This is a genomic window from Rhodobacter capsulatus SB 1003 (genome assembly GCF_000021865.1).
GTDB classification, from domain to species: Bacteria; Pseudomonadota; Alphaproteobacteria; order Rhodobacterales; family Rhodobacteraceae; genus Rhodobacter; species Rhodobacter capsulatus_B.
The window spans coordinates 2,446,589-2,464,625 of record NC_014034.1; the positions used below are offsets into that span (position 1 = coordinate 2,446,589).

General features: G+C 68.8%; 16 protein-coding genes. 8 read left to right on the forward strand and 8 right to left on the reverse strand.

The annotated features are described in order from the left end of the window. Positions 1–32: 32 nt before the first annotated feature. On the reverse strand, positions 33–899 hold the full coding sequence (locus RCAP_RS11235) for a LysR family transcriptional regulator (RefSeq protein WP_013067981.1): 867 nt from the start codon (positions 897–899) through the stop codon (positions 33–35). 98 nt (positions 900–997) lie between these two features. Here RCAP_RS11235 and RCAP_RS11240 point away from each other — a divergent pair, with 98 nt between their 5' ends. The 6 genes from RCAP_RS11240 to RCAP_RS11265 are packed head-to-tail and all read left to right on the forward strand — an operon-like array spanning position 998 to position 8,194. Then, positions 998–1,921, forward strand: a complete 924-nt coding sequence (locus RCAP_RS11240; protein WP_013067982.1) for a serine hydrolase — start codon at positions 998–1,000, stop codon at positions 1,919–1,921. Continuing rightward, positions 1,918–2,937: a prolyl aminopeptidase gene (pip, locus tag RCAP_RS11245; protein ID WP_013067983.1), complete on the forward strand. Its 1,020-nt coding sequence runs from the start codon at positions 1,918–1,920 to the stop codon at positions 2,935–2,937. The genes RCAP_RS11240 and pip overlap by 4 nt, the downstream gene beginning before the upstream one ends. Beyond that, positions 2,934–4,517, forward strand: a complete 1,584-nt coding sequence (locus tag RCAP_RS11250) for a peptide ABC transporter substrate-binding protein (RefSeq protein WP_013067984.1) — start codon at positions 2,934–2,936, stop codon at positions 4,515–4,517. The genes pip and RCAP_RS11250 overlap by 4 nt, the downstream gene beginning before the upstream one ends. A 57-nt stretch (positions 4,518–4,574) precedes the next feature. Beyond that, entirely contained in the window at positions 4,575–5,498 is a 924-nt protein-coding gene (locus tag RCAP_RS11255; RefSeq protein WP_013067985.1) for an ABC transporter permease, read from the forward strand. Further along, positions 5,491–6,600 (forward strand): ABC transporter permease subunit, encoded by a 1,110-nt coding sequence (locus tag RCAP_RS11260; protein ID WP_013067986.1) that lies wholly within the window; start codon positions 5,491–5,493, stop codon positions 6,598–6,600. The genes RCAP_RS11255 and RCAP_RS11260 overlap by 8 nt, the downstream gene beginning before the upstream one ends. Position 6,601: 1 nt before the next feature. Then, a complete protein-coding gene (locus RCAP_RS11265; protein WP_013067987.1) occupies positions 6,602–8,194 on the forward strand; it encodes an ABC transporter ATP-binding protein in 1,593 nt (530 codons plus the stop codon). 75 nt (positions 8,195–8,269) lie between these two features. Here the strand turns inward: RCAP_RS11265 and RCAP_RS11270 are convergent, their stop codons facing one another. The 7 genes from RCAP_RS11270 to RCAP_RS11300 all read right to left on the reverse strand — a co-directional run bounded on the left by RCAP_RS11270 (position 8,270) and on the right by RCAP_RS11300 (position 15,378). Beyond that, positions 8,270–9,160, reverse strand: a complete 891-nt coding sequence (locus tag RCAP_RS11270) for a dimethyl sulfoxide reductase anchor subunit family protein (RefSeq protein WP_013067988.1) — start codon at positions 9,158–9,160, stop codon at positions 8,270–8,272. Then, the gene (locus tag RCAP_RS11275; protein WP_013067989.1) at positions 9,160–9,876 is read right to left on the reverse strand and encodes a 4Fe-4S dicluster domain-containing protein; all 717 of its coding nucleotides are present in this window, start codon (positions 9,874–9,876) and stop codon (positions 9,160–9,162) included. Before RCAP_RS11275 ends, RCAP_RS11270 begins: the two co-directional genes overlap by 1 nt. Then, positions 9,873–12,635, reverse strand: a complete 2,763-nt coding sequence (locus RCAP_RS11280) for a molybdopterin-dependent oxidoreductase (protein ID WP_013067990.1) — start codon at positions 12,633–12,635, stop codon at positions 9,873–9,875. The genes RCAP_RS11275 and RCAP_RS11280 overlap by 4 nt, the downstream gene beginning before the upstream one ends. A gap of 164 nt (positions 12,636–12,799) precedes the next feature. After that, positions 12,800–13,846 carry an AI-2E family transporter gene (locus tag RCAP_RS11285; protein ID WP_013067991.1) on the reverse strand — a complete coding sequence of 349 codons (1,047 nt, stop codon included), beginning with the start codon at positions 13,844–13,846 and terminating at the stop codon, positions 12,800–12,802. Positions 13,847–13,855: 9 nt separating this feature from the next. After that, complete coding sequence (locus RCAP_RS11290; RefSeq protein ID WP_013067992.1) at positions 13,856–14,767, reverse strand: hypothetical protein; 912 nt, start codon at positions 14,765–14,767, stop codon at positions 13,856–13,858. Positions 14,768–14,847: 80 nt separating this feature from the next. Then, positions 14,848–15,177 (reverse strand): hypothetical protein, encoded by a 330-nt coding sequence (locus RCAP_RS11295; protein WP_013067993.1) that lies wholly within the window; start codon positions 15,175–15,177, stop codon positions 14,848–14,850. Between the two features lie 3 nt (positions 15,178–15,180). Then, positions 15,181–15,378 (reverse strand): PLDc N-terminal domain-containing protein, encoded by a 198-nt coding sequence (locus RCAP_RS11300; protein ID WP_013067994.1) that lies wholly within the window; start codon positions 15,376–15,378, stop codon positions 15,181–15,183. 177 nt (positions 15,379–15,555) lie between these two features. Here RCAP_RS11300 and RCAP_RS11305 point away from each other — a divergent pair, with 177 nt between their 5' ends. Then, positions 15,556–17,337, forward strand: a complete 1,782-nt coding sequence (locus RCAP_RS11305) for an SLC13 family permease (protein WP_013067995.1) — start codon at positions 15,556–15,558, stop codon at positions 17,335–17,337. A 117-nt stretch (positions 17,338–17,454) separates the two neighbouring features. Then, positions 17,455–18,015: an NADPH-dependent FMN reductase gene (locus tag RCAP_RS11310; protein ID WP_013067996.1), complete on the forward strand. Its 561-nt coding sequence runs from the start codon at positions 17,455–17,457 to the stop codon at positions 18,013–18,015. Positions 18,016–18,037 lie beyond the last annotated feature (22 nt).

Genomic DNA, 18,037 nt, shown 5'->3' on the forward strand with positions numbered 1-18,037 from the left:
TCCCGCCGGGGCCCGCTATGCCGCAGCCCGGCTCAGACCTCGGCCAGCGCCCGCAACAGCTGCTGCGCGCGCGCCCGCAGCGGCGTGTCGCGGCGATAAAAGGCGCGCAGCGGCAGCGTCGGCACATGCTCGATCGGGCGGGTGACAAGCCCCGTCGTCAGCAGGCTTTCGGCGGTCATCGCGTCGATGATGCCGATGCCGCCGCAGGCGGTGATCATGTGGCAGACGGTCGAGCTGTAGGGCACCTGACAGGCCAGCCGATAGGGCAGCCCCTCGGCCCGGAACACCCGGCGGATCACGGCGCCCATGGGCGACCAGTCCGGATCGAAGCCGACCAGCGGCTGATCGCGGAAATCCCCGACCACCAGCGAGGCCCGCGCCGCCAGCGGATGATCGGGCAGCATCACCGCGACCAGAGCCACGTCGCCCAGCGTCTCCTCGGCCAGATCGGGGCGGGGCGGCACCGCCAGCTGCATGCCGATATCGGCCCGCCCCCGGCCGACGTCCTCCTCGGGCTCGCCCACCCACAGCCGCAGCGACCGCGCCCAGCCGCGATAGCCCGCCCGCGCCAGCCGCGGCGCCAGATAGCCCTCGACCACCGCGGGCGTGGCCGAGATCGTGACCGGGCGGCTCTGATCGCCGCGGATCGCCTCGATCCGGGCGCGAATGTCCTTTTGCGCGGCAAAGACGGCACCGGTCTGGGCATAAAGCTCCAGCGCCTCGGCCGAGGGTTCCAGCCGGTTGCCCCGGCGCTGAAACAGCAAAAACCCCAGACGGCTTTCCAGCCGCTTCAGCCGGTCGCTGATCGCGGGCTGCGACAGGCCCAGCACGCGGGCCGTCTCGGTCGTGGTGCCGACCCGCATCAGCGTGCCGAAAAGCTCGATTTCCGCCAGATCCATTATCAGTTTTCCGATACTACCTCGATTATTTCTCATTATCCCGATTACGCCCCAGGCTCTAGCCTGATCGCGACAGAGCCAGGACAGGAGCGGATTCGGTGTTCTTTGATCCCGACAACGATTGGTCGCAGCGCGCGGCCCGGGTGGTGGCAGAACTGCCCGCGCGGTTTGCGGCCGACGGGCTGCGGGCGGACAATCACGCCGTCGTCGCGCTCCGCGAGGAGGGCCGCGCCCGCCCCAGCGGTTACGCCCATCGTGGCGACTGGGGCTGCTACCCCTGTTCGCTGGTGAAAAGCTTTCATCTGGTGCATGCGCTCGCCGCGCTCGACGCGGGGTGGCTTGCCCCCCATCCCGAACTCGACCGGGCGCTGCGGGACATGATCCTGTGGTCCTCGAACACGGCGACGAATTACGTGATCGACCTGTTGACCGGGACCACGGGCGACACCCTTCTGGACGGCGCCGCGCTGGCCGACTGGATGGCCGCGCGCGAGGGGCTGAACCGCTGGTTCGACAGTCTGAACTGGCCCGAGATGGCGGGCTGCAACCTGACGCAAAAGCTGATGGATGACACCCGCTATGGCCGCGAGGCGCAATTTGCGGCGCAGCGGGGCGGTTATCTGAACCGGCTCACGCCGCTGGCCACGGCGCGGCTGATGGCGGCGCTCTTTGACGGTTCCCTGCCGCTTTCGCCCGCCGCAACGGCCCGGGCGCAGGCGCTTTTGGCGCGCGATCCGCAGGGGCCGGAGGCCGCCAATCCGAACTATCAGCTGTCGGAATATCTGGGCGGGCAGATGCCCGCGGGGGTGCGGATCTGGTCGAAGGCCGGGCACAATCTCTGGACCGGCGATCCCAAGGCCTCGTGGTTCAAGCATGACATGATCCGGCTGGCCGCGCCGGGGCAAAAGCCCTTGATCTTCGTTCTGATGACCCAGGGCGAGCGGCTGGCGAATGAAGTGCCCGACGCCTTCCCGCGCATCGGCCGGTTCCTGTTCGACGCCCTGAGCGGTTCGGGCGCATGACCCCATCGCTGCGGCCGCTTTTCCCCGAGATTACCCCGCGCAAGACCGGGCGGCTGCGCGTCTCGGCGCTGCACGAGATCCACTATGAAGACTGCGGCAATCCCGCGGGCCAGCCGGTCCTGATCCTGCATGGCGGTCCGGGGGCGGGCATCGCGCCGTTTTTGCGCCGCAGCCACGATCCGGCGCGCTATCGGATTGTGCTCGCCGATCAGCGCGGCGCGGGGCAATCGACGCCACCAGGCGAGCTGAGGGAAAACACCACCGCCGATCTGGTCGCCGATATCGAGGCGCTGCGGGACCATCTGGGCATCGCGCGCTGGCAGATCGTCGGCGGTTCCTGGGGCTCGACGCTGGCGCTGGCCTATGGGCTGGCCCATCCCGGGCGGATCACTGGGATGATCCTGCGCGGCATCTTCACCGGGCGGCGGGTGGAACTGGACTGGTTTTACCAGCACGGCGCCGGGATGATCCTGCCCGAGGCCTTTGCCGCCTATCGCGCCCTGATCCCGGCGGCGGAACAGGAGGCGATGATCGCCGCCTATCACCGCCGCCTGACCGGCCCCGCGGGCCCTGAACGCCTCGCCGCGGCCAAGGCCTGGGCCGATTGGGAAGAAGCCGCGCTGCGGCTGATCCCGCGCCCCGCCGCCCCCGAAGACCCGCAGGAGACCGAGGCCTTTGCCCGGATCGAATGCCATTACTTCGCGAACGGCTGCTTCTTTCCGACCGATGGCTGGCTTCTGGATCAGGTCCGCGCCTCTGCCGCCCTGCGCGCCGTTCCCTGCCACATCCTTCAGGGCCGCTACGATCTGGTCACCCCCGCCGCCACCGCGCTGGCGCTGGCAAAGGCCTGGCCCGAGGCCACCCTGACCCTTGTTCCCGATGCCGGACATTCCGGCACCGAACCCGGCATCGCCGATGCGATGGTGCGTGCCGCCACCGCCCTTGCCGATCAAGACCCGCGCCAAGACGGGTCCTCCCTGCCCTCCCCACAGTCCACAGAGGAAACCCCCGCATGACCCTTCGCTTCAAGTCCCTGCTCACCGCCGCCTCGCTGATCGCGCTCATGGCGGGTGGCGCTTTGGCCGAAACCGTGCTTGACCGCGGCAACAACGGCGACCCGGAAACGCTGGATCCGCACAAGAATTCGACCATCCCCGAGGCGAACCTGATGCGCGATCTCTTCATGGGTCTGACCATGCATGACGGCGCGGCCAATCTGATCCCCGGCGCGGCGGAAAGCTGGAGCGTGTCGGAAGATGGCAAGGTCTGGACCTTCAAGCTGCGCCCCGGGGCGCTCTGGTCGGATGGCACGCCCGTGACCGCCGCGGATTTCGTCTGGTCCTGGCAGCGCGTGGTGTCGCCCGCCACCGCGGCGGAATATGCCTATATGCTGGCGCCGGTGCTGAATGCCGAGGCGATCACCAAAGGCGAGAAACCGGCAGCCGATCTGGGCGTGCGGGCTGTTGACGCGACGACGCTGGAGGTCACGCTGAAAGCGCCGACCCCCTATTTTCTGGAAATGCTGACGCATCAGGCGACCTATCCGCTGCAGCGCGCGGACGTCGAGAAATTCGGCGCCGATTTCACCAAGCCCGGCAATCTGGTGTCGAACGGCGCCTATGTGCTCGACAGTTTCGTGCCGAATGATCACATCTCGCTGGTGAAGAACCCGACGTTTTACGACGCCGAACATGTCGCCTTTGACCGGGTGAATTTCTACCCGACCGAGGATGCCACCGCCGCCGTGCGCCGCTTCGAGGCGGGCGAGCTTGACATGATGCTTGATTTCCCGGCCGAGCAGACCGCGGCGCTGAAGCAGACGCTCGGCGAGCGGGTCAAGATCGGCCCGACGCTCGCCACCTATTACTACGGCTTCAAGCTCGACAAGGCGCCGTGGTCGGAGCTGGAGATCCGCAAGGCGGTCTCGATGGCGATCGACCGCGACTATCTGGCCGAGGAAGTCTGGCAGAACACGATGATCCCCGCCACCACGCTGGTGCCCCCGGGCATCGCGGGCTATGCCGTCACGCCCCCCGATTGGGCCGGGCTGAGCCAGATCGACCGCGAGGATCAGGCCCGCGCGATCCTGGCGCGTCACGGCTACACCGAGGCGAACCCGCTGAAGATGGAAATCCGCTTCAACACCAATGAAAACAACGCCAATACCGCCGTCGCGCTGCAGGAACTGCTCAAACCGATGGGGATCGCGGTGACGATGGTCAACCTTGATATCGCCGCCCATTACGCGCATCTCGAACAAAAGGGCGATTTCGACGCCGCCCGGGCGGCCTGGTTTGCGGACTACAAGGACCCGGAAAACTTCCTGTCGCTGTGCACGACGGGCGCGGGCAACAACTATTCGCTTTACTCCAACGCCGAATATGACGCGATGCTGCAGGCCGCCTCGGTCGAACCGGATGCGGCCAAGCGGATGGAGCTGCTGGCGAAAGCCGAAGAAAAGGGCGTGATCGAGGATCAATGCGTGATGCCCCTGATGTTCTACAGCTACCGCGGCCTGGTCTCGGACAAGCTCGCGGGCTGGCAGGCCAACAGCCTTGACGTGCATCCGAGCCGCTTCCTGTCCCCGGCCGAATGATCCCCCGTCCCGGCCGGGCTTTCGCCTGGCCGGGCTTTCCTGCACAAGGCCGGGACCATGACACGTTTCATCCTGCGACGTCTGCTGACCGCGATCCCGACGCTCTTTCTGATCGTCACGATCTCCTTTTTCCTGATGCGCGTCGCCCCCGGCGGCCCGTTCAATCAGGAAAAGGGGCTCAACCCCGCGGTGATCGAGAACCTCAAGCGCGTCTATCAGCTCGATCAGCCGCTCTGGAGCCAGTATCTGCATTACCTGTCCAATCTGCTGCACGGCGATCTGGGGCCAAGCTACACCCGGCCCGATTTCACCGTGACCGAGATGTTCGCGACCGCTTTGCCGATCTCGATCCAGATCGGCACGATGGCGCTTTTGCTGGCGCTGACGATCGGCTCGGTTCTGGGCATCATCGCGGCGCTGAACCAGAACCGCGGGCTGGATTATCTTGTCGTCGCCACCGCCACGGCGGGCAGCACCATCCCGACCTTCGTCATCGCGCCGCTTTACCAGCTGACCTTCGCGCTCTCGCTCAGCCTCGTGCCGGTCGCGGGCTGGGGCGGCGGGGCGCTGGTGAACAAGATCGGCCCGGTGCTGACCCTGATGCTGCCGCAACTGGCCGTCGTCGCCCGGCTGATGCGCGGCGCGATGATCGAGGCTTTGCGCGCCCATCACATCCGCACCTGCCGCGCCATGGGGCTTTCGGAATTTTCCGTCGTCGGGCGGCACGCGCTTCGCTCGGCGGTGATGCCGATCATCTCCTATGCCGGGCCGGCGGCGGCCTCGCTTCTGACCGGATCGGTGATCGTCGAGACCGTCTTCGGCATTCCCGGCATCGGGCGCTATTTCGTCGAGGCGGCGCTGGCGCGCGATTACACCGTCGTCATGGGCACGGTCGTCGTGCTGGCCGCTTTCACCATTCTTTTCAACCTGATCGTCGATCTGCTTTATGCCATCGTCGATCCGCGGGTGCGCCATGACTGAGACTGCCCCCCTGGCCCCCGGCCGCTCGCTCTGGTCCGACGCCTGGGCGCGGCTGCGGGCGAACCGCGCCGCCAGCCTTTCGGCGCTTTACCTGCTCTTGATGGCGCTTTGCTGCGGCATCGGGCCGTTTCTGGTGCCGAACGATTACACCACGATCCACCAAAGCTACACCAAGGTGCCGCCGCGGCTCTCCGCCTATCCGACGCCCGAGATGATCGGCCCGGCGCTCGATCAGGTGGCCAAACGCGCCCGGGTCGAGATCCGCGGCTGGCAGCAAACCGGGGCCGAGATCACCGCGACGCTGACCGCCCCGCGCGGCGTCGATGACCGCGCCGCACGCTATTTCGACCGCTCCGACCTCTTCGACGGCGCCAGGATCACCCCGGGCAGCGACACCGGCACCGCCACCCTGACCGCCACGGTGGAACGGAAATGGTTCCTTTTTGGCACCGATGCGAATGGCCGCGACCTGCTGGCCCGGACGCTGGTGGCCGGTCGCGTCTCGCTCGCCATCGGCCTCATGGCCGGGTTGGTCGCGGTGGTGATCGGGGTGCTTTACGGCGCCACCTCGGGCTTCATCGGCGGCAAGGTGGACGAGGCGATGATGCGCGTCGTCGACATCCTGTATTCGCTGCCCTTCATCTTCTTCGTGATCATGCTGGTCGTCTTTTTCGGGCGCAATTTCCTGCTGACCTTCCTCGCCGTCGGCGCGGTGATGTGGCTTGACATGGCGCGGATCGTGCGCGGGCAGACGCTGGCCCTGAAACGGCTTGAATTCGTGCAGGCGGCCGAGGCCTTGGGGGTCAGCCGCGCGGGCATCCTGCGCCGTCACATCCTGCCCAACCTTCTGGGCCCCGTCATCATCTACATGACGCTTCTGGTGCCGACCGTGATCATCATGGAAAGCTTCCTGTCCTATCTGGGCCTTGGCGTGCAAGAGCCGATGTCCTCCTGGGGGGTGCTGATCTCGCAGGGCGCGAAGAACATCCCGCATGCGAACTGGCTTCTGGCCTTTCCGGCGCTGTTCCTGATTTCCACCCTTTTCGCGCTGAACTTCATTGGCGACGGGCTGCGCGACGCCCTCGACCCGCGGGACCGCTGAGATGACCACACCCATTCTGGAGCTGCGCGACATCCATGTGCGCTTTGCCACGCTTGATGGCGCGGTCGAGGCGGTCAGGGGCGTGTCCTTTGCGATCAGGCGCGGCGAAACCGTCGCTGTGGTGGGCGAATCCGGCTCGGGCAAAAGCCAGATCATGATGGGGGTGATGGGGCTTCTGGCGCAAAACGGCCAGATCAGCGGCACGGCCGAATTTCACGGCATGAACCTGATCGGCCTGCCGCGCCGGGCGCTCAACCGCATCCGCGGCGAGCGCATCGCGATGATCTTTCAAGAACCGATGACCTCGCTCGATCCGCTTTTTCCCATCGGCGCGCAGCTGATCGAGCCGCTCTGCCGCCATCAGGGCCTGTCGCGCAAGGCCGCCCATGCCCGCGCCATCGAGCTCTTGCATCTGGTTCAGATCCCCGAGCCCGAGCGGCGGATGCGGTCCTATCCGCATGAACTTTCGGGCGGGCAGCGCCAGCGGGTGATGATCGCGATGGCGATTTCGAACAACCCGGAACTCTTGATCGCCGACGAGCCGACCACCGCGCTGGATGTCACGATCCAGGCCGAGATCCTGACGCTTTTGCGCGATCTGCAGGAGCGGCTGGGGATGGCGATCCTCTTCATCACCCATGATCTGCATGTGGTGCGCCGCATCGCCGACCGGGTGGTGGTGATGCGGCGCGGCGAAAAGGTCGAGGAAGGCCCGGTCGAAACGGTCTTTGCCGATCCGCAAAACGCCTATACCCGCGCGCTGATCGACGCCGAGCCCGAGGGGCGCAAGCCGCCCGTCGCGGCGGATGCCCCGGTGGTGCTGGAGGTGCGCGAGGCCGCCGTGACCTTTGGTCGGCGGCGGCGGCTGTTTCAGCCCGCAGAGCCCGGCTTTCGCGCGGTCAACGGCGTGTCGCTGACCCTGCGGCGCGGCGAAACCATCGGGATCGTGGGGGAATCCGGCTCGGGCAAAAGCACGCTTGCCCGCGCGATCTTGCGGCTTTTGCCCGCGACCGGGTCGATCCGGCTGCATGGCCGCGCGATCGAGGATCTCTCGCCGCGCGCCCTTCTGCCGCTGCGCCGCGACATGCAGGTGGTGATGCAGGATCCCTTCGGCAGCCTCTCGCCGCGGATGACCGCGGGGCAGATCGTGGCCGAGGGGCTTTTGGTGCATCACCCCGCGATGAGCGCTTCCGAGCGCGACCGGGCCGCCGCCGAGGCGCTGGCCGAATGTCAGTTCGATCCGGCGCTTCGCAACCGCTATCCGCATGAATTTTCCGGCGGCCAGCGCCAGCGCATCGCCATCGCCCGGGCGCTGGTGCTCAAGCCCAGCATCATCGTGCTGGATGAGCCCACCTCGGCGCTGGATCGTCAGGTGCAAAAGCAGATCGTCGATCTGCTGCGGCGGCTGCAGGCGGAACACGGGCTGAGCTATCTGTTCATCAGCCACGATCTGGCGGTGGTGCGCGCGCTTTCGGACCGGATCATGGTGCTGAAATCGGGGGATCTGGTCGAAGAGGGCCCCTGCGCCGAGGTGATCGGCACGCCGAAACAGGACTACACCCGCCGTCTGGTGCAGGCCGCGCTGCTGAGCTGAGGCGGAACCGGGGCGGCGGCCCGAAAGCGGCCGGGGAACAGGCTGCGCCCTCCGGGCCTGGCCGTGGGCCCCGGTTCAGCCGCGCCGGGGCTGCAATTCGCCGCGGTAATAAAGCGCGGCCACATGCGTCGCCTCGGTGAAGAACAGCCAGCGCGAGAGCGCGATCCCGCACAGATGCACGCCAAGCGCAAACCCGGGCGCCAGCCCCCAAAGCAGCAGACCCGCGGGGGCGACCCCGGCCAGAAGCACGGCAAGGCCGCGCCAGAGCGGCGATCCGGCCGCGCCGGAGCGATCGACCAGTTCCCGGGTGACGAAACTCGGCCCGCTGCGCGGCAACTCGAAGCTGCGCACCTCGGCCCCCCCGCCCAGCCCCCCGCCCAGCCCCCCGCCAAGCCCCGTCGCCCAGGCCCGCGTCAGGCCAAGGGCGGCGATGCGGCGATCCCCAAGCCCGAAGAAGGCGGCGAGAGCTGCGCCAAGCGCCAGACAGGCAAGCGCGGAGATCCCGGGCGGGGCGATCAGGAAACTGCCCCCCGTCGCGGCACAGGCAAGATAGAGCAGCGGCACCGACCCGTGATGCCAGCGCGGCACCGCACGCAGGCTGGCATAGATCATCGCGGTCGCGACCACCGTGGCAAGGCAGAGCAGCGCCCCCAACATGCCGAAAAGACGCAGATCCGGCCCGCCCAGCAGCGCCGACACCGCGGGCGGCGCCAGAACGACAAGCGCCGCGACCGCCCCCCAGGCCTCGCGCGAGAGCCAGCTTGTACGCCAGCGCCGGAACGCGAAACGGGCGCGCAAGGGATGCGCCAGATGGAAGGCCGAGGCGGTCAGACCGGCAAGGACCAGCCCGTAGCCCGCCAGCCAGGCGCCTGGCCCCGCGCCAAGCCCAAGGCCCGCGGCCGCCAATGTGCCGAAGCCCGCGCCCGAAAGCGTGGTGAACAGGATCACCGAGGGGGCCGCGCGCATCAGCGCCGCCCCAGAATGGCGTCAAGCCAGGCCGAAAGCCCGCCCCCCGGCACCAGGGGCGCAAGGCCGCCCCCCGCGCCCAGCTGATCCTTGGGCCGCGGCGGCAGGTAGCGGCTGCTGGGCTTCGTGCCGAATTCGGGCATCGGCGCGAAGCCGCCGCGGTCGGCGACCAACCGGCCAAGCGGGCTTTCGGCGTCGGCGGGATCGCCGAAATGCCGCGCGCCGGTGGGACAGGCCCGGACACAGGCGGGAATGCGGTCTTCCGCGGGCCTTGCGGGATCGTCGATGCGATTGGCGCAAAGGGTGCATTTGCGCATCACCCCCGCCACCGGATCAAGTTCCCGCGCGCCATAGGGGCAGGCCCAGGCGCAAAGCCCGCAGCCCAGACAGCGGCTGGCGTCGATCTGCACCAGACCATCGGCGGTCTGCTGGCTCGCCCCGGTCGGGCAGACCGGCACGCAGGGCGGATTTTCGCAATGCACGCAGGTGCGCGGATAGTGGATCAGCCGCGCCGGGGCCCCGTCCGCGATCACCTCGTAGGAATGCACGCGGTTGAGAAAGGCACCGAAGGGGGCCTTGCCATAGGCGTCGGCATCGGGCAGCCGGGTGTCCTCGTTCGCATTCTGCCAGCCCTTGCAGGCGATGGTGCAGGCGTGACAGCCGGTGCAGGCGTCAAGGTCGATGACAAGGGTGCGTTTGGGGGCGGTTCGGCTCATGCGGGCCTCCGGCGCAGGATCTTCAGGGCAAGGGCGGGGAACTGCGGCAGGGCAAAGCGGCGCGGGCCGATCCGCTCGATCCGCACCCGCAGATCGAACCAGGCGGCCTGCCCGGTCACCGGATCGGCGTTCCAGGCCCGCGCGCCGGTCGCGTCGGGCGGCATCAGATCATGCATCAGGTGATTGAGAAGAAATCCCTTTTCCGCCTCGGGCGCGGTTTTCGACAGCCCCCAGGCGCCCTGCCGCTTGCCGATCGCATTCCAGGTCCAGACGGTCTGCGGATTGAGCGCCGCCATCGGCGCGACGGGAACCTCGATCGCCCCATGCGGCGAGGTCACCCGCGCCCAGTCGCCCGCGCGAAAACCCTGTGCCCGCCAAACCGATTTCGGAATGTAAAGCACGTTATGGCCCAGGATCTGCCGCAGCCAGGCGTTCATCGAGCCCCAGGAATGATACATCGCGGGCGGGCGCTGGGTCAGCGCATGCAGCGGATAACCGGCCTCGGTGGCGGTGTTTTGCGGCGCCGTCCAGTCGGGCAGCGGATCCATCGCCGCGCGCAGCCGCGCGCGCAAATGTTCGGGCGGCTGATGGACCCCGTGCCCCTCGGCGGCCAGCTGAAAGCGGCGCAGCGGCTCGCACCAGAGGCTGAACAGATAGGGCTGCGGCTTGTCCTGCAGACCCAGGCTCACCGCCCAGTCCTGCCAGGCCCGGTTCCAGGGCTTGAAGAACTGCGCCTCGGCCGGGATCTGCATCTGAAACACGCCGCCGTTTTCGATGTAACGGTCCAGCTGCGCCGGGTTGGGCGCACCGCGGCCATGCGCAGCGCCGTCGCCGCGCCAGCCCGCCAGAGGGCCGATGCCGGGGCGGCGCTGGTGGTGGATCAGGTAATCGGCATAATCCTTGAACGCGGGCTGGCCCTCGGGCCCGACAAAGCCGGGCAGGCCCAGCCTTGCCCCCAGATCGCACAGCACCGACTGGAACGGCCGCACGTCGCGGTCGGGCTCGGTCAGCGGCCAGCGGATCGAATCCGCCAGCCGGTCGCCGCGGCCGATGGGGCGGTCGAGCAGGCTGATCGCGTCATGCCGTTCCAGATAGGTCGTGTCGGGCAGCACCAGATCGGCATAGGCCACGGTTTCGCTGGCATAGGCGTCCGACAGGATGATGTGGGGAATGACATAGGCGCCCGTCTCGTCGCGATCTGTCAGCCAGCGCGCCACCTCCTCCGGGTTCATCGAGGAATTCCACGCCATATTCGCCATGTAAAGAAAGAGCGTGTCGATCCGGTAGGGCTGCCCGGCATGGGCATTGCCGATCACGCGTTGCATCAGGCCATGGGCGGAAAAGGGATTTTCCCAGGTAAAGGCGGCATCGATCCGGGCCGGGCGGCCATCGGGCAAAAGCGCCAGATCGGCCGGAGAGCGCGGAAAGCCCAGATGCGGACCCGGCAGCGGCTGGCCCGGTTCGGCCTTGAACTGCGGCACCGGATGGGCGGCAAGCGGCTTCGGATAGGGCGGCTTGAAACGCAAGCCCCCGGGGGTCTCGATCGCGCCCAGCAGCATCTGCAACAGATGCAGCGCGCGGGCGGTCTGAAAGCCGTTCGAATGCGCCGCGATGCCGCGCATGGCGTGAAAGCCGACCGGGCGGCCGATCATCCGGTCGTGACGATGGCCGCGAAAATCGGTCCAGGGCTGGTCAAGCGTGATCGCCGCGTCAAAGGCGACCCGGGCCAGTTCGGCGGCCAGCGCCCGGATCCGCGCGGCGGGGATGCCGACGCGCTCTGCCACCGCCTGCGCCGAGTGGCGCGGATCAAGGTAGCGTTCGGCCAGGGTCTCGAAGACGGTGCGGTGCCCGGGATGCCGCCCGCCCAGATCGGGCTCGACGCCCTCGCCATCAAAGGGCGCAAGCGCCCCGCTGCGGCGGTCGATCACCAGCGCGCGCCCCGTATCGTCGCGCAGGTAAAGCCCGCTTTCCGGCCCCTGCCCCGCGATCAAGAGACAGGGCGCATCGGTGAAGCGGGCGAGATAGTCCAGATCGATCCGCCCCGCGACCAGCAACTCATGCACCAGCGCCAGGATCAGAAGCCCGTCGGTGCCCGGCGTGATCCCCAGCCAGTCATCGGCCACCGCATTGTAACCCGTCCGGATCGGATTGACCGAAACCACCCGCGCGCCGCGGGCCTTCAGCGCGCCAAGCCCGCGCTTGATCGGGTTGCTGTCGTGATCCTCGGCGACGCCGAACAGCACCAGGATCTTCGCCCGGTCCCAATCCGGCTCGCCGAATTCCCAGAACGCGCCGCCGATCGACATGATCCCCGCCGCCGCCACATTGACCGAACAAAACCCGCCATGGGCGGCAAAATTCGGCGTGCCAAAGGCCTGCGCCCACCAGCCGGTGAAGCTTTGCGACTGATCGCGGCCGGTGAAAAAGGCCAGCTTTTCAGGGGCTTCCGCGCGGATCTTCGCCAGCCAGCCGGTGGCGATCTGCAGCGCCTCCTCCCAGCTGATTTCCTCGAACGCGCCAGAGCCGCGCGGCCCCACCCGTTTCAGCGGCGCGCGCAGCCGGGCGGGGGCCGTCACCTGCATGATCCCCGCCGCGCCCTTGGCGCAGATCACGCCGCGGTTGACCGGATGATCGCGGTTGCCCTCGATGTAGCGCACCTGCCCCGAGCGCAGATGCACGTCGATGCCACAGCGGCAGGCGCACATGTAACAGGTCGTCTTGCGGATCTCGTCGGCATCGGCAGGCGGAGGTGCGGTCATGGCTCTTTATCACGACTTTATTTGTGGAGTTTTTGCACATTCCGCAGCCAAATTGAATTCCAAAGACGGGGGTTTTTCAGAAGGAAATTCTCTGCACGGGGAAAGGCTCTGCCGGATCTGCCGCATTGCCCCCGCCCCGGCCCGGCCCGCCGGGCAAGGTTGCGTCATGCCTCCCCCCGCCGCGCGGCGCCAATGGCAAGCCCGTCGCCGTTTTGCACAACCGTCGCCCAAAGCAGCAGCGGCAAGGCGACGATGCCGCCGATCGCCCCCCAGAGCCAGAGCCCGAACAGCAGCGCCACGAAGACCAGAAGCGGGTTCAACGCCATCCGTCGCCCCACCAGCGCCGGAGTGACGAACTGCCCCTCGAGCGTGATCAGCGCGCCATAGACCAGCACCGGCACGGCCGCCGCGCCGCCATCAAAGGCGGCAACCCCGGCCAGCAGCAGCGCCACGGCCACCGCAGCCGGGCCCAGATAGACGACGTAATTGAGCAGGAAGGCCACGATGCCCCAGGAAAGCGCGCCGGGCAGGCCCAGCGCCTGCAGCGCAATCGCGGTGGCGATGCCCAGAGCGGCATTGATCAGCGTGATCGTCAGGAAATAGCGCGAGACGATCCCCTCGGCCCGGCGCAGGCGCTGCGACAGCTGCCCGCGCCCGGCGGGGCTGACCAGCCTGCGCGCGGCCCAGTCATAGATCTCGCTGCGGGTGAGCAGGAAGAAGAACAGCGTGCCGACAAAGGTCAGCGCCTGCGCGGCGATCGCGGGGGCGATCATCAGCGCGCCGGTGGTGACGGCGGGCAGATCGACCATCTGTTGCGGCGCGGGCCCCGCCTCGGCGCGGGCGCCTTCCGCCACCGCGCCCGAAAGCTCGCGCGTGGCGGCCTTCAACCCGGCAAACAGGCCCCGAAACGCCTTCATCACCTCCTGACTGTCGGCCCAGACCTTGGGCGCCTGATGCACCAGCTCGGCAATCAAAGGTTGCAGCAGCAGCCCGAGCGTGCCGAAAGCCGCCAGCGTCAGCACGAGGCTGGCCGAGGCCCCCATCGCCGGGGAAAACCGCAGCCTTTCCCACAGATCCGAGAGCGGCGAGAGCACGACGCCGACGACCAGCGCCAGCGCCATCGGCGCGGCAAGGTCGCGCAGCGCCGCAAGCGCGGCCACCGAGGCGATCAGCCCCAGCGCGACAAGCGAAAGCTGCGCGGCCCGATCCATCGCCGCCCCCTAGTGCCGCGCGGCGCCATTGCGCGCGGATTTCGGCCGGGGCCCCGGCTTCGCCCCCGCCTCGGCCCTGCGCGCGGTCGCACGCGCGGCGTCCGTCTTGCGCGCCACCGCGGTCGAGACGGTTTCAAGCGTTTCCCCGGCGGCCTCGGCAACGGCCTCGGCCTTGCCGCGCAGCGTCGGACGGTCGCGCCCGAACACCCGTCCGGCCTGCACCGCAAGCCCCGCAAGCGCCAGCGGCAGCACATATTTCAGCGCCGGTCGGCTGTGCGACGACAGCGCCATCAGCCCCGCCCCCGCGGCGATGCCCGCGGCGCTTGCCGCCACCGGATGGCGCGCGGCGATGTCCTTGCCCTCCGCAAGCCCCTGCCGCGCGGCGCGGCCGCCCGCCTCCATCGCCTCCCAGACCGATTGCCGGGCGGTGACGATCAGATCCGCGGCCTCGTCGCCCAGCCCCTCGAGCCCGTGCCGGAAAGCCTCCGAGAGCTTGCGCGCCCTTTCGGCGGCGATATCGGCCTTGGCCTCGGCGCTGGCCTTGCCGGTTTCATACAGGGACAACAGCTCGTCCCGGGCGGCATCGCGGGCGGCCTCGGCGGCCGCAAGCCAGCGGTCGTCGTCCCAATCGAGCGTCTCGAAGACCGCGCCGCCCTCGTCTTCCCAGCGCGCCAGCGTCTCAGGATGCGGCGGGGTCGCGGCGGGGGCCTCCGGCTTGCGGCGCAACAGCGCGTAACCGGCCAGCGCCAGAACACCGGCCCCCAGCGCCCCGGCCCCCAGCGCCAGCGGCAGCGCCTTGGGCGCGCGCGGCGCGGCGGGTCCGCCGCCCAGGGCACCGGCAAGCGCACCCAGCTGCGAGCGCAGCGCGGTTTCCCGCGCGACAAGTTCCGCCGTCAGGCGACGTTTCGAGGAAAAGGTCATCGGAGACTCCTTGGTTGATCCGGCCCTGGTTGATCCGGTCCCTTGCGGGCCGGGGATGGCATTTGACGAAAGAAGCGGGCTCAGCGGCCCAGGGCCCCGCGCAGCGCCCGCCCGGCCAAGAGCAGGATCACCAGCGAGAGCGCCGCCGCCCCCCCCGAGGCGAGGCCAAGCGCGGCGGGCAGGCTCCAGCCCGCCTGCTGCAGCTGCACGACGCTGGCCGCGAGGCCCAGCCCGATTGCCGCCATGGCCAGCATCGTGGCCAGCAGGCTCAGCATCAGGCTGCCCAGGCCCAGACGCAGCCGCGCCTGCGCCTCGATCTGCCAGAGCCTCAGACGCAGCTGCGCCATTTCCTGCGCCGCCAGACCGATCCGCGCCAGCAGCCACAGGGTTTCACGGACACCCGCGCTCATCGCTCAGGCCGAGGCCGAGGAAGACCGCGGCCCGGCCAGCAGCCAGACGACGAAGCCAAGCACCGGCAAAAGCAGGATCAGAAGCACCCAAAGCAGCTTCTGCCCGGTGGAAACGCGCGCGCCCAGAACGGAAATCAGCGCCCAGAGATCGAGCACCAGAACCAGAATGCCGCCAAGGCCGGTGTAGGGGATGTGATCCATGTCGGTCTTCCTCGGATGGTTTCCTGTCCAACGCAGCGGATGGCCAAAGGGTTCCGCGCAGCCCGCCGAAAACCGATATTCGGTATGCATGTCTGCGGTGCGAAAAATTCGCGACCGCGTGCAACCCGAGCGCCGGTTGCGGGGTTTTCCCCGGATGTTCAGACGCAAGGAGCCGCGATGACCCAGCCGCAAATCCTGTTGTTCACGATTTTCGCCGCCGTGGTGGCGGCGATGGTTCACGGCCGGTTGCGGCCCGATCTGGTGGCCTTTGCGGGCCTGCTGGCGGGGGTGCTGGCCGGTGTCGTCCCCGCCGAGACGGCGTTTTCGGGCTTTGCCCATCCGGCGGTGATGACGGTGGCGCTGGTTCTGGTGGTCTCGGCGGGGTTGACGCGGACCGGGGCGATCAGCGCGCTGGCGCGGCTTCTGTCGAACCCGGCGCTGCCGGTCAGCCTGCATGTGGCGCGGCTGGGGGTGGTCGGCGGGGTGCTTTCGAGCGTGATGAACAATGTCACCGCGCTGGCGCTTTTGATGCCCGTCGACATCGCCACGGCGCGCAAGGCCCGGCGCGCGGCCGGGCTGACGCTGATGCCGCTCGCCTTTGCCACGGTGCTGGGCGGTCTGGTGACGCTGATCGGCACGCCGCCCAATCTGATCATCTCGGGGCTGCGCGAGGGCCATTCGGGCGCGGGCTTCGGCTTTTTCGATTTCCTGCCGGTGGGGGGGATCGTCGCGGTTGCGGGGATCCTGTTTCTGGCCCTCTTCGGCTGGCGGCTGCTTCCCCGGCGCGCCACCGGGGGGGATGCGAGCGCGCCGCCCGAGGCGCTGATGCGGGGCTATCTGGCGGAACTCGTGGTGCCGGAAAAGGCGCGGGTGCTGGGCCGGAGCCGGGCCGAATTGGCCGCGCTCTGCGAGGGCTGCGAGGCGACGCTGGTCGCCATTCAGCGGCGCGGGCGGCGCGTGCATGGGCCGGACCGCCGGGTGACGCTGGAGCTGGGCGACATCCTGCTGATCGAGGCGGTGCCGACGCGGCTGGAAGAGCTGCGGCTGGAGATGGGTCTGGCCTATCCCGACGGGCTTTCGGCCGATGCGCCGCGGATCGCGGGCACGGGCGAGGAGATGGTCGAGATGGTGGTGGGCGCGGGCAGCAGGCTGCGCGGCCGCTCTGCGCGGCAGGCGCGTCTGGCGCAGGATCATGACGCCGTGCTTCTGGGCATCTTGCGGCAGGGCCGGATGCTGCGCGCCCGCCCCCGCGACACCGCGCTGGCAACCGGGGATATCCTGCTTCTGCTTTTGCCCGAGGGGCGGGCCGAGGCGCTGGCGGCGCCCCTGCGGCTGTTGCCCCTCGACGGGCGCGAGACGGTGATGCAGGAGGGCCGCGCGGTTCTGGCGGCGGGGCTTTTCGCGGCGGCGATCCTTGCGGCAAGTCTGGGTCTGACCTCGATGCCGGTGGCCTTGGGGGTGGTCGTCGTGGGCTATCTGGTGACGGGGATCCTGAACCTCGACACGCTTTATGACAGCATCGACGGGCCGGTGATCGTGCTTCTGGCGGCGCTGACGCCGCTTGGCGCGGCGATCGACAGCACCGGCGGCTCGGCGCTGCTGGCGGGCTGGCTGGGCGCGGCGACGGCGGGGCTGCCTGCCTGGGTCGGGCTGGCGGTGCTGATGGTGGCGACGATGACCGTTTCGGATCTGCTCAACAACAATGCCACCGCGATCATCGCCGCGCCGGTGGGGCTGCGGCTGGCCGAGGCGACGCAGACCAATCCCGACGCCTATCTGATGGCGGTGGCGCTGGGGGCATCCTGCGCCTTTCTGACGCCGATCGGGCATCAGAACAACACGCTGGTGATGGGCCCCGGGGGCTATCGCTTCGGCGATTACTGGCGGATCGGCCTGCCGCTGGAGATGGTCTGCCTGGCCGTCGGCCTGCCCGCGATCCTGATCTTCTGGCCGCTCTGACGCGGCGTCTTCGGGGGAACGGCCGGGGCTTTCCGCGCGCCCGCCCGCGTCTTTTCTTGACGCGGGCGGGCGGCAGCGCATCTGATGGGCAGATCCACCGCCATCACAGGAGCCCCCATGTCGCCCCCCCATGATATCGCCGTGATCGTCGGCTCGATCCGCAAGGGCTCGCTGACCCGGCAGCTGGCCGAGGCGCTGATCGCGCTGGCGCCCGAAAGCCTGCGGCTGCGCCTTGTCGAAATCGGCGATCTGGCGCTTTTCAACCCCGATCTGGACGAGGGCACGCCGCCCGAAAGCTGGACGCATTTTCGCGCCGCGATCGCATCGGCCGACGGCATCCTGTTCGTGACGCCCGAGCACAACCGCTCGATCCCCGCGGCGCTGAAGAACGCGCTCGATATCGGCTCGCGGCCCTGGGGCAAGAACCATTGGGCGGGCAAGCCTGCGGCGGTGGTGTCGGGCTCTCCGGGGGCTTTGGGCGGCTTTGGTGCGAACCATCAGCTGCGGCAGATCCTTGTCGTGCTCGACATGCCCGCGATGGCGCAGCCCGAGGCCTATCTGGGGCATCTGGGCCAGGCCTTCGATGCCGGGGGAAACCTGACCGAGGACCGCACCCGGGCGCATCTGCAGGCGGTGATGCAGGCCTTTGCCGGCTGGGTCGCGCGTCAGGCCGCCTGATCGGGCCCCGCCCCGGTCCCCC